The organism is Clostridium sp. UBA4395 (genome assembly GCF_002390995.1).
Taxonomy (GTDB): Bacteria; Bacillota; Clostridia; order Clostridiales; family Clostridiaceae; genus Clostridium_J; species Clostridium_J sulfidigenes.
Genome location: NZ_DGRF01000082.1, coordinates 36,080 through 48,517, shown reverse-complemented (window position 1 = coordinate 48,517; position 12,438 = coordinate 36,080). Strand labels below are relative to the sequence as shown.

Below are 12,438 nucleotides of genomic sequence, written 5' to 3'. Positions count from 1 at the left end.
TCATATCAGCTTAACAGAATCACTTTTTTCATTATATTATTATTAATCTTTAAGATATGGTAAGAATATGTTATTACACCAACGTTCCATTGATTTCTCAATCATGGCTGATTATAAATTTCTATTCATCTTTCATTATTAAGTAAATTATCACAAATAGTTTTTAAATCCTCAATATAATTCAAAAGTGTTATAGAATATTCCTTGAGTTTTTCAGGATTTTTTTCATATCCTTGTAGCAATGTATATTGTCGCTTATAATATTCCATCAATTTTTGAAAATTAGATGAATAGGTGCTTATCTCTTGAATCTTTTTATTAATAACTACGTATTCAATGTGTTGCATAATTTCAAGAAACTGGTCAGCAGAATATCCTACTGTTTTCTTAAAGTCACGTAATACCCATTGACGTTCAAAAACATTTCTTTTCATCCAACCATAATATTGTTCTTTATAAACTTTTACCACATTCAGAACAGTTGGAATAATGTTTTGATAATCATTACTTTTATTGTTTTCACTACTATCTAATTTTTGTAGTAAGCCAGAATCAGACAAAACCTGTATAGCACCAATTTCTTGACCGTTATATCTATCAGCCATTAAAATTGATATAGCAAATCCAGTGCCAGCCTCTTCAACTCCAAGTATGTGATCTTCATTCATTTCATAAAATTCTTCTGTTGTTATTCCCATATGAGATGACACAAGCTCTATTCCCTTCATTGCCGTTTCTGTTTTAACGAGTCCTGGACCGATAGTATATACTTTTATATTTGAACTTTCCAATTCTCCATATAGTGTATTAGACAATTCCACCTGTGCTGTTTTAAAGACTTCATATGCTCCCATAAAGGGTGCTGCACCAGAAGATGAAACAAAAGCAATTGTCCCAGAACTCTTTTGTTTCATGAGTGGCAAAACTAATTGTGTTAATAGTAATGGAGCTTTGAAATTAACGGCATAACTCTTATACCATACATCAATAGAAACTTCTTCTACTGTTCCCATAGTAGCTATGGTCGCATTATTAAATAAAACATCTATGCAACCATATTTATCTTTCACATGAGAAACTAGAGTATATATCTGATTTTCATCGGATAAATCAATTTCATAAAATTCTACAGAGTTTTTACCAAATATACTATCTAAAGCGCTTTGTGCGCATAATATTTTTCCTTTATCTATTTCAGCGATAATAACCTTTGCGCCCATATAAACTAATGCTTTTGCAGTTTCAAAACCTATCCCACCTCCAGCACCAGTTAAAAGTATAACTTTACCTTCCAATTTATTTTTAAAGAATTTATTTTTTTCTATAAACATCAGAATTTCCCTCTTTATAATTGTTGCCCAATTTCATTTTTGGTTTTAAATACTTATCTTTATAATAAGAAAGCAACTTAACTCGACTTCATATTATGTTTACCAATGAGTCCATATTTTAATACAATCAAATCCAAATAGCATTCATTCTCGTGGATTTGATACATAATCCAGCCAACCTTATTGCCCGTTTCGATATCCAAGATTATATAGTTTTCCTTACATGATAAAAGTTCGAATCGTTCTTTCCATTCGTCTTCAGACGTATTGTTTTCAGCAAAATATAGTTCATACTCCTCATTTGTAAATAAAGAACGTATAAATTCAACATCACTCACCGTAGTCACACTAAATATAATACACATTAACTTCCCCCTCATAAAATATAAATAATTTTCACCTTTGTTTACATATACGATTTAAACCCCTATCGTTATATCTTCAAACACCTTAAATGCCATATAACTACCTGCATCACGATTGCATAAAACAGTACACACACTTTTGTTATGTGGATAATAAGCGCTTCTGAAAGAGACTCCAGGGTCGCCACCCATAACATGAATTTTCATAACCACGTTATTACATGTATCTAACCATACACCATATCCATAGGCACTACCATTTTCTCCAGTTTTTATTTGTGGAGTACACATAGCTTGTACATTCTGAACCGATAGCAGTTTTCCATTTATCAAAGCATCCCAGAATAAATACATATCACTTGCAGTAGTATATGCCCCTCCATCTCCACCGCCAATTATAGGCACAGAATAAATATTAGACTTTAAGCCTCCCTTTCCATTATCTGTATAACCAATTGCAGTATCACATGGAAGATTGTCCATCGAAAAATAACCGCTATTACTCATCCCACATTTGTCAAAAATGTATTTCTGGATAAAAAGTGGAAAATCCACTCCTGAAACTTTTTCTATAATCATAGAAAGTATTACAAATCCACCGTTATTATATTTGAAGCGAGAACCAGGTTCAAACTCCATTTTTTTATTTTTAAGCAATCTCAAAAAATCACTTGGTGATTTCATGACATACATCGGAATATTCTCCCATACCTTAGCATAGTAAACATCAGATTCATTATCTTCTTCATCAAAATAGTCGCTAAATCCCGATGTATGGGTAAGTAGATGGCGAATTGTCACCGAATTATCCATATATGGGAAAAAGTTCGGCAAACAATCTGTAACCGAATCATCTAATGACAATTTTCCCATTTCAATTAATTTTAATATGGCAATAGCGGTAAAAATCTTACATCCAGATGCTGTTGGAAATCTCGTATTAATATGATTTTTAATGTGTTCACTTATATTAGCTTCCCCCATAGCTTCTTGTATAATTTTTTTCCACTAATCGAGAGGAATATGACTCCAGAAAAATCAGGGTTATTGTTTAATATTTGTGATTTAATAATATGAGCATCCAATATTTTCACACTCCACTTCAAATTTTACAATTATATTTATAGTATTTTACAGTTCAACCTCACCTATCCATATATAAATTTTACCATTGAATTTATAATTTTTCACCAAAGGCATATAAAACAGACTTTGTATGTGGTATGCCTCCTGCTTCTTTCATTTCTCTAAGTTTTTCAAAAACTTCTGATTTAAAGTCTTCAAGCATATCTTTTGGTATCTTTTCTAGTGTGCTTATAGCACCATGAGTCCAAAGTTTATCCCACCATTCTTGTTCATCTTTGTATATAAAAACTTTTTCTTCACTTATAGCTTGTATATTTTTAAATCCAGCCTGATTCAAAATTCTATACAAACCTTCTTCTGTATCAAATTCTGGGATATCCTCTGATTGATATTCATCTAATTCATCTTCAAATACAGGTAAATATTTATCAAATAATTCATTTAGCCATATAAATTTTTCATCTTTTTTTCTAAGAAATGTAGTGAATGAGAATCGACCACCACTTTTTAGAACTCTCATGAATTCATGAAAGGCAACTTTATAATTTGGTAAGAAGAATACTCCAAATCCACAGAGTATATGCTGAAAAGTTTCATTTGCAAATTCTAATTTTTCAGCATCCATTACCATTACATGTACATTTTTTACACCTCGGCGTTGCATTTCTAAATCAATTTCATTAACCATTCCTTCAGCTATATCAATACCTGTAACAACTCCACTCTTTCCAACTTTCTCTGCTGCTGAAAAAAGTGAAGCTCCTTTTCCTGATGCAACATCTAAAACTCTTTCGCCTTCCTTTACATCTGCAAATTCAACCAATCTCTCTCCAAAATATGTAAAGTATCTTGGACCACTACCATCAAAAACTGCTGATACCTTATTAAATATATTAGTTATATCTTTTTTTATTTCTATACTTTTGTCTTTCATAAATTTCTCTCCTACCAAATAAGTTAATCAATTATTTTTTAATACTAAATATAATAAACTCATACTATATGTTAACCCTATATATTCATGCTTTTTTTGTAGAAATTCTTCAGTATTTTCTCCTTTTACCACAACCCCTTTTGTATAATTATTAATTTTTAAGATATGGTAAAAATATGTCATTACACCAACGTTCCATTGATTTCTCAATCCATGGCTGATTATAAATTTTTTCATGTTGACAGATGATAAATAATAGTACCTGTAAGCTTAAACATGTTTGAATAGCTTTTTCATCAACCTTTATACTGCAATAGGATTCATAACCCTTCAAAATTTCTTTATTTAATTGGTCATTATTGATATGACTGAATATTGATGCTAAATCCATTTCTGGAAGACAATATCCTGACAATGAGAAATCAATTGGAACTATTGCTTCATTACATAAAAGGAGATTTGATTTCCCAAGATCAGCATGAACAAAAGAAAATCTATTTTTATCTTTATCCATCTTCATTTTAATTTTTAATAAAGTACCTATAATAATTGCTCCATGCTCCTTATCATAATGCTTAGCTGCTATTGCATACCTGGCCTCTTCCAATAATTTATCAATCATTTCTGCTCCATATATATATCTATTTTCTATCTTTACCTTACTCATAGATTTATGAATACTACCAATCATCCTTCCTAGCCTCAAGGCTAATTCATTGGTAATTTCCACATTTTCTAAAGTCTTACCCTTTACCCATTCCAAAGCAGTAACCAGACTTCCATCCCTTAAAGTGGTAATAGGTTCTCCACTTTTGTTTCTAAATACTTTTTGTGTCCCTAATTGAGAAGTATTTTCCAGATAAGTAAGTACTTCCATTTCACTTTCTACAAACTTATCATGTGCAACTCCAAGACGCAAAAAATCCACTGAAAAACCATTTGATGGTTTATGTATCCTGATAACAAATTGTCCATTATCATCAGTAATACAATATGTCATATTTTCATTATGACGAACAAATCTTGATGTTGGATTTACAAAATTGTATTTTTTTATTGCTTCTTCAATCATAATTTTTTCTCCTGAATATTCAGTATTTAAGGACGTTAATTATTTTATAATTGCTTAATGTTGTATGAATATTGCTAATCTTTATTAAATAATAATTTAGTGAACTAAAGTATACATCTATAGCATCTATATCTTTCTTTAATATCAAAACCTGCATTCAACACAAAATTTAATTCATCGCTATTATCTTCATCAACGAAATATAATATTTCTTTTACGGAACCAAATTCATTATATAATTCCATGAGCATTTCATTGATTAAAATACTTTCAATACCTTTATTTTTATATTCATTATCAATAAATAAACCAACAACGTCTGATAAGTCTTTGTTACCCTTAGTAAAAATGCTTCCATGAATCTCTTCGTCTTTTCTAAAAACAAGTACTTGAAAATAATCCATATCATTTTTCAAATTTGTGCTATTGTAATAAATTCCTAATGGAATAGCATGTTTATCATGAAATATAGCATATTCTTCAAAATTATCTTTAGTAATTTTATCTACGTTATCATGCCTTTGATTCCAATGAGTTTTTAAATTGTATAAGTTTGCCACTATACTAGATTCGATACATTCTATATTCTTTTTCTTAAAATATTGGTTTGCATTTTCGTTAGAAAATGGTACCCCTATAAATAGCTTATATCCAGACAATTCCTTACTTATGTAATGAATCATTTCATCTGCAACTTGTTGATAATCTTCTCTTATTAAAAACTGTAGTGTTTGTGCATATTTTTCATCAGGTATCCAAAAATAAGTGCATACGCTCCATAGTACATCATTTTGATAATAGGCTATTATATTACGATTCTTCTCATTTAGAGCCTTTTCAAGTTCTCCTTTAAGCTCCTCTATTGAGTTTATCCTTGGATAACTTGCATGTATATTGTCCTGACTTAATTCCCATATAAAATCAATTACTTCCTCAGATGTATAAACGTTTTTTATCATTTTTATCCCCCATTATTAATTATTTTGAAATCCTATTTAAATATATTTATTAATCTAAACTCTAATTTCCTATTAAAATGTCACATAAAAAATTGAGGTGTAAATTGCTTGTTACTTCACTTGTAATATTAATATAATAGTTTCACTAATTCATTATAAGATGAACTACCATCAAGTATATTCTTATATGTGCTTATCCAGTAAGGTATCAACCCAGCTCTATGAGCTACTGCTTGTGAGGCAATATTAGATGATGATGCACAGTATATGGGTAAAATGTTTTTGCTTAATATTTTATGCATTAAATGATTTACAAGTACTGTAGCCAAACCACCTGTTCTATAATTACCTTGTACATCTATACCCATTTCCCACATATTATTGTATTCCTTAGATGCACCAGCAAGTCCTATGATTTCTCCATCCTTCATAGCAAAAAATACAATTGCAGTAGATGCATTTCCACATTCATCAAACTCTAATGAATTATTAAATCCTTTAATTTCTCTTAATTTATTTATCTCATTTCCTTCTAAATAGAAATATTCGTATTGTGGTAATAAATCACATAACTTCATTTCTTTCATATCAGGAATATAATAAATTGATTGACCATATATTAAAGGACATTCAAATACCTCATCTCTTGATTTTCCAACTAATAAAGTCTTCACATTTCCCATAATTTCATCTGAAGCTGATACAATAATTGTTTTTTCAATGCTCGTAATTTCCAAAAATGGATTTTGTTGAAATTCATTTAATTTAATTGGTTTATAAAAAATTAATCCATTATGATCAAAGATTTCTTGTTCACAATTTAAATGTTTTCCAAGATTCTCTTTCACAATTTTTTTAATTTGCATCTTATTCATTTATCTCATCTCCTAAGTTTTATCTATCCATGTATTATTTAATAATCTTTACTTCACCTTACCTACACGCAGTGAATTATTAATTTCTAATTTTCAAATTTTTCAACATAGATATATTCTCATTTTTTTCATCTCTAACTTCATATTCTAAACTTTTATATAGTGAATAAGCAGGTTTATTGTATTTAAAAACGTTGAGTAATATTTTATTAAACCCCTTTTCTATTGCTTCTTTTTCAAGCATAAGTAAGGTCTGTTTTCCATAACCTTGTTTACGGTACTTTTCAAGTATTAAAAAATCGCAAATGAACCCTATATCTTCCTTATACTTTTGATACCAGATAAATCCCAAACTTTCATTGTCCTTATTTACAATCGCATAAATATAATTATCTTTTGTGCCCTTTCCTTGTGGGAGCAATTCATTAAAACTTTTTTTTGCATCCTCCAGTGCATTTTCTTCACTAGATAGACCCGCCTTTATTAAATCTTTGGAATAATCTAGAATATCCCACTGAGCAAATCTATCAAATTCAGCATCACTCATTTCTCTAAATTTTATATTGAAGCCTTCCATGTTCTTCCTCCTTAAGTATAGTTTTAATTATACTAATTATAACATGATTTACAATATATTAAATTTATATTTTAAATGATAAAAAATTCAATAATATTACAGGACAAAATACCGCATATCCAAAGTGAATAATACGGTATCATAAATAAACTATTTAATTATATATTTGTCATATCAATAAAATCTTCTAATATGAAAATGTCTGCAGTAGTAGTAGTCCAAAAATTACTACTCCTGCTATACCAGAAAATCTATAGAAAAAAACTTTAGGGTCATCCTTGTCTAACTCTTGTAAGATAAATAAAGTTCTAATAGTGTTCATAATTTTCAAAGGTTTGATAATTATAAATATACTTATTAATATCAATATAATACAAAGAATTTGATCTAATAACATAAATACACCCCCTATAATTTTCCAAGTATATAGAATGTGATGAAGATCATTAAAGCAATAGCAAGTACAATTCCTACAATAATATTCCACATTAAATCTTCACCGGCTGTTTTAGATTTCTTTGCTATATAAATACAAATATAATTTGTTATAAATACTACTACTAAAGTCACTAATGCAAATGGTAAAAACTCATTAAAGCTAAATAATGATTTTGTACCCATTTCATTCATTAACCTTATTTGCATAAATCCATTGAATCCTGTTAAACCAGTCAATATATAATAACTTATTATAGTAGTAATTCTCTTTTTTCTAATGAAGTCCCTGCCTTTTTCTTTGTATGCATTATATAACTTTGGGTTTACTAGTACTAAATACTTATTATAGTATTCTGCTTTAAAGGTAAATAATATAGCTAATGCAAAAAGCATTGTTGCTAATATTAGTATAGTTATACCTGGTCCTATGGTGCAGTACAATAAAGATATAATTAATAGTAGTAATATAAAAATGCTAACTTGATTTACACTCATTTAAATCCATCCCTCTCGATTTTCAAGTCTACTCTTTCACTTTTTTTATCCCCATTGTATTTATACGGTCTGCTTACTTAAATAATCTTGTTTAGTTAATTCAACAATTTCATCTGAAACTCTTTTAAACCCTACTTTATTAAACACTTTATCTGCTGATATTCTGGATTTTGGAAAATCATCGAATACCTTATCTGCTCCTAACTCATTGAATGCAACATCAACTAATAATCTTAAAGCTTGTTCACTAAATCCATTGCCTCTATGTCTTGCTTCGACTATTATATTAACGCTGTAAGACTTTTTTTCACTGACATATCTTAGAGCGACCTCACCAACAGGTAAATTTTCATCAATCTTAATAATATATGCATAATATCTTTCTGGAATATTATTAATCCATCGTAAAAACCAGTCTCTCCAAGTATTTTCCTTAAAATCTATACATCCTGTTCCATCAGTTTCTCCATATCCTATATTGTAAGTCATTGTTTCTTTATCTGATAAAAGTTTCCTTCTATAATCTAACTCTTCAAACTTAGGTGTCTTTAATTCCACTTTGTTATTTTCCATTTATGCCCCCCCATATTAGATAAATTAGTGTAAAGTTTTATGCACTTTTAATTTTATAAATTATTTGTATATTAATATTTTTAGAATTTTTTGTATGGTGTGAAAATTATACTTCTCTATTACTTCTTACAGACAGTACATCCTTAAAGAATATTGTGTATTAAGTTCAAAGTGAATCATATTTAAACTTATGCTTTTAAGAAATTATTTTCTATAAGCCAAATTATTGAACTTTCCATATCATTTATATTTGTTTCTATTCCCCAAATTGAGTTTGGAGCATATTCCTCTAAAGCGTTACAAATTTCTAAAAAATCAATTGTACCTTTTTCAAACCCTAAGTGCTCATCTTCTTGTCCATAATTGTTGTGTAAATGAACAAATCCTATTTGTTTATTAAGTTTTTTAACCCAATCTAAAACAGATGTTTTTGAATTGCAATGAGCATGACCTATATCAAGACATATATTCAAACGACTATCATTTACTGTTGATGCTACTTCAGAAATCAAATCAGGAGTATGCTCAAGCAAATTTTCTATATAAAAAACTGTTTCATCATCTTTATTTCTTAAAAAGTCATCCCAAAATATTTTACTTCTTTTAACCCAATTAGGGGGATAACTTGTTCCAGGTACATAACCATGGTGAAGAACTATGTTTTTACAACCTAATTTACGAGATATTTCATATGAATATTCAAATCTGTTTTTTGTAGCCTCTCTTATAAGACTATCTTTACTTCCAAAACACAAATCGGTAAAAGAACCATGTATTGAGCAGACTTTTATATTTTTATACCTTTCTAATTGTTTTTCTATTTCATTTGGATAAGTATTAAAATATTCAGGGTCACTAAATGCATCAATATTTACATTTACATTAAATTTTTCACATAAATCAGCAACTCTTAAATATTCGCCATTGTCACATAATAATATTTCTTTCATTGTAATTACCTCCTGTGAGAAAATGATTGTAAATGCTTTTCATAAAAGCATTTTCATTAGGTTTCTAATTTTATTGTCTGTAATATCTCTAATGTCACCTTCGTTCATGCAACCACCACCTCATAAGAAATAAGTATCCATTTCGCAATATTCTACACTTTCATTTGCAACATAGTTTCATATACTTATTGTAACATAATTACAATAAAATGTATGTATGTAAAAAAGCACCCCTATAAAGAGATGCTCTAAAATAAACAGCCCTGATTTTTAATCAAAGCCGTTAAATAATTTTATTCCTAAATAATCCTGACAATCTTCTAAAACATACATTGGGTCTACAGTATGATAGATTTTATAATTTCGTATTAAATGTTTAACTCCCTCTTCTCCTAAAGCAGCTGCGATTTCCTCACCTGTTACCTTTGCTCTATTGCTCCAATCTTGTAGACAATATCCCAACCAATACATCATTTCCTTTTCATAGGTTATTTCATCCTCATTGTAGACTCTTTCTTTAACCTTATTTTCTTCCATAAATTCTTCAAAGTAGTAATATTGACTTTGTGAATACCATTGAGGTTGATATATTTCAATACCTTGCTTATATTCACTATTTAAGGCAGTTAAAGTAAAATCTACTTCATCCATATTATATTCCACTGCTAACTTGAAGAATTGTCCAAGGTGTCTACAAGCCATTGAATATTCATCCATTAATATCAACTCCCTCTAACTCATCAAAATATTTGCCTACCTTACCAAACTTTTGTCTTATAAAAGTCATCTTTTTATTCATTATATCTTTTTTAGCTCTTACTTCTTTAGAATAATATGCTTTGTCTAATTCATCTAACTGAGTAGCACTACTAAATTCCACTGCATCTATACCAGCTTGAGTCTTTATATTATATTGAACATCTAAATCCATTGAGTTTAGAGCATGAAGACAATGATCTATAGTTATATTATTATTAAAAAATAAATTTAAAGTATCAAACATTTTATCATCTGCAGTAGGACCAATTATAACATCATACTCATGAATATTTTCATATTTTTTATTTAGTATATTATTAATCTCATCATTTAATATAAGTCCTCTATTATAAGCTATAAACAATATCCAATGAATATCTAAATCAAAAGTTAATGAATTAAGACCATCTACATTGAACATATACTTATTAACATAGGATGGTTTATCTTTTTTACGAGTAGCCCAACTCTTAGCCATTTCTATATTAGTAGTTGCATAAAATCCTCTTCCAAAATCGCTAAATTTTCTTCCACCCTCATAATTAGGTTTATCTATAATATTATCACTTCCATGATATATAATAAGTTTCATTTAATTCACTTCCTATTCACTGTAAATAACTTAGAATTACATTCCATTGTTTCCATTTGTACATTTATTGAAGTATGTCTGTAACAAACTGTGTAACTATTATAACATATAATACAAATTAAAGTTTCGATGTTTGGTTACTCTATTCTCAATATTGTATTTATCTAATACTGATTGTTAAATAAAATCCTATAAACTACAATAGTCTATATTAGGAAATCTATTAAGGAAGTTGCTAACTAACGTATTATTACATAAATAAGTCCATTTCAAATTCAATTTCGTGTTTTACGGGTATATCAAAGTCTCCAATCAAAGGAATTGTTGGTTTAAACTTTCTTGAAATATCTAATGCATTATGGTAAAGTTTTGCCATATCAAATCCAAGTTTTTGGTAGAAACGTAAGGCATTTATATTATCATTTGTTGTAATTAATTTTATTTTCATGCATTTATTCTCTCTTGCTGCTTCAATAACTTTATTTATTAGGGCAGTTCCAATTCCTTGCCTTTCCATCAAACTATCTAAAGACATAATTTCACATTCAGTACCACTAATTTTATATGTTACTAATCCAATAATTTTTTCACCTTCGTATACAACAAAACCATCTAAAATTGTCATATCAAACAATTCCCCTCTAACAACCATGACAGTAGAAAACCAATGAGACCTTATAAAATTATTAATTTGTTTTCTGTTTTCAGACGATATTGTTTTTATATCCATACTATTTTCTCCTTCTTATTTTAAATAAATGTTTGGCCGTATCTACAATTATTCATTTACAATCATAATTATAATACTTATTGTAGCTCATTTACTATAAAATGTATTAAGGTGCAAAAAGCACCTCTGTGGAGAGATGCTCTATTAAGAATATTATTCATTTAATCTGCTCTATAAATTGAAATTTATCAATATACATTTATTGTCATTTTGCATGTAAAATAAGTTTTTGAAGTGGATAGTCAAATTCTTTAATAAGTTCATCTTCAACAAATCCTAATTTTTTATATAGTTCTCTAGGCGCAATTCCTTTTTCATCATATTCTCTAAAAGTAGTTACTGTAATATCTTTTGTAATATCAAGTTTAGTAAACATCAGGGTTATCATTTGTCTGGCAATACTTCTTCGTCTATATCTTGGATGAACAGCCATACAAGAAATCATATTATGTTTTGTAGAAAAAAGTAATATTCCAACAACCTTACTATTTTCTTTCGCACAAATAGCACTTCGTCTATTAATATTTTTATGCAATGTTTTTTCATAGTCTAATATATTTTCTTCTATTTCTAGTCCTGGAAAATTCCAACTTACAAGTCGCACTAATTCCATCCAAGATAAAAAATCAGACATTGTAGCAAATTCGACTTCAAGCATTTTTACACCTCCAAAGCAGATTTTCATTATAAATAATCTTTAGC

Annotated in this window: 15 protein-coding genes; all 15 read right to left on the bottom strand. The window is 28.6% G+C overall.

All coding sequences use genetic code 11. From position 1 onward, the window contains the following. Window positions 1–125: 125 nt before the first annotated feature. The 15 genes from B2694_RS15845 to B2694_RS15775 all read right to left on the bottom strand — a co-directional run bounded on the left by B2694_RS15845 (window position 126) and on the right by B2694_RS15775 (window position 12,394). Window positions 126–1,331, bottom strand: a complete 1,206-nt coding sequence (locus B2694_RS15845) for an SDR family NAD(P)-dependent oxidoreductase (RefSeq protein WP_346886566.1) — start codon at window positions 1,329–1,331, stop codon at window positions 126–128. Between the two features lie 419 nt (window positions 1,332–1,750). Further along, the gene (locus tag B2694_RS15840) at window positions 1,751–2,680 is read right to left on the bottom strand and encodes a serine hydrolase (RefSeq protein ID WP_346886565.1); all 930 of its coding nucleotides are present in this window, start codon (window positions 2,678–2,680) and stop codon (window positions 1,751–1,753) included. 193 nt (window positions 2,681–2,873) lie between these two features. Beyond that, a complete protein-coding gene (locus B2694_RS15835) occupies window positions 2,874–3,716 on the bottom strand; it encodes a class I SAM-dependent methyltransferase (protein WP_346886564.1) in 843 nt (280 codons plus the stop codon). A gap of 151 nt (window positions 3,717–3,867) precedes the next feature. After that, entirely contained in the window at window positions 3,868–4,788 is a 921-nt protein-coding gene (locus B2694_RS15830) for a phosphotransferase enzyme family protein (RefSeq protein ID WP_346886563.1), read from the bottom strand. Window positions 4,789–4,892: 104 nt separating this feature from the next. Next, window positions 4,893–5,747, bottom strand: a complete 855-nt coding sequence (locus tag B2694_RS15825; protein ID WP_346886562.1) for a hypothetical protein — start codon at window positions 5,745–5,747, stop codon at window positions 4,893–4,895. A gap of 128 nt (window positions 5,748–5,875) precedes the next feature. Next, window positions 5,876–6,622 (bottom strand): GNAT family N-acetyltransferase, encoded by a 747-nt coding sequence (locus tag B2694_RS15820; RefSeq protein WP_346886561.1) that lies wholly within the window; start codon window positions 6,620–6,622, stop codon window positions 5,876–5,878. A 79-nt stretch (window positions 6,623–6,701) separates the two neighbouring features. Continuing rightward, window positions 6,702–7,199, bottom strand: coding sequence for a GNAT family N-acetyltransferase (locus B2694_RS15815; protein WP_346886560.1), 498 nt, complete (start codon window positions 7,197–7,199; stop codon window positions 6,702–6,704). A gap of 187 nt (window positions 7,200–7,386) precedes the next feature. Further along, on the bottom strand, window positions 7,387–7,596 hold the full coding sequence (locus B2694_RS15810; RefSeq protein WP_346886559.1) for a hypothetical protein: 210 nt from the start codon (window positions 7,594–7,596) through the stop codon (window positions 7,387–7,389). An 11-nt stretch (window positions 7,597–7,607) separates the two neighbouring features. Further along, a complete protein-coding gene (locus B2694_RS15805) occupies window positions 7,608–8,132 on the bottom strand; it encodes a hypothetical protein (RefSeq protein ID WP_346886558.1) in 525 nt (174 codons plus the stop codon). A gap of 60 nt (window positions 8,133–8,192) precedes the next feature. Continuing rightward, the gene (locus B2694_RS15800; RefSeq protein ID WP_346886557.1) at window positions 8,193–8,705 is read right to left on the bottom strand and encodes a GNAT family N-acetyltransferase; all 513 of its coding nucleotides are present in this window, start codon (window positions 8,703–8,705) and stop codon (window positions 8,193–8,195) included. A gap of 188 nt (window positions 8,706–8,893) precedes the next feature. After that, window positions 8,894–9,655, bottom strand: coding sequence for a sugar phosphate isomerase/epimerase family protein (locus B2694_RS15795; protein WP_346886556.1), 762 nt, complete (start codon window positions 9,653–9,655; stop codon window positions 8,894–8,896). A 270-nt stretch (window positions 9,656–9,925) separates the two neighbouring features. After that, window positions 9,926–10,372, bottom strand: coding sequence for a DUF3791 domain-containing protein (locus B2694_RS15790; RefSeq protein WP_150844680.1), 447 nt, complete (start codon window positions 10,370–10,372; stop codon window positions 9,926–9,928). Next, a complete protein-coding gene (locus B2694_RS15785) occupies window positions 10,365–11,006 on the bottom strand; it encodes a DUF3990 domain-containing protein (protein WP_346886555.1) in 642 nt (213 codons plus the stop codon). The genes B2694_RS15790 and B2694_RS15785 overlap by 8 nt, the downstream gene beginning before the upstream one ends. Window positions 11,007–11,256: 250 nt before the next feature. Then, window positions 11,257–11,736, bottom strand: coding sequence for a GNAT family N-acetyltransferase (locus B2694_RS15780; protein WP_346886554.1), 480 nt, complete (start codon window positions 11,734–11,736; stop codon window positions 11,257–11,259). A gap of 205 nt (window positions 11,737–11,941) precedes the next feature. After that, on the bottom strand, window positions 11,942–12,394 hold the full coding sequence (locus tag B2694_RS15775) for a GNAT family N-acetyltransferase (protein WP_346886553.1): 453 nt from the start codon (window positions 12,392–12,394) through the stop codon (window positions 11,942–11,944). Window positions 12,395–12,438: the final 44 nt, after the last annotated feature.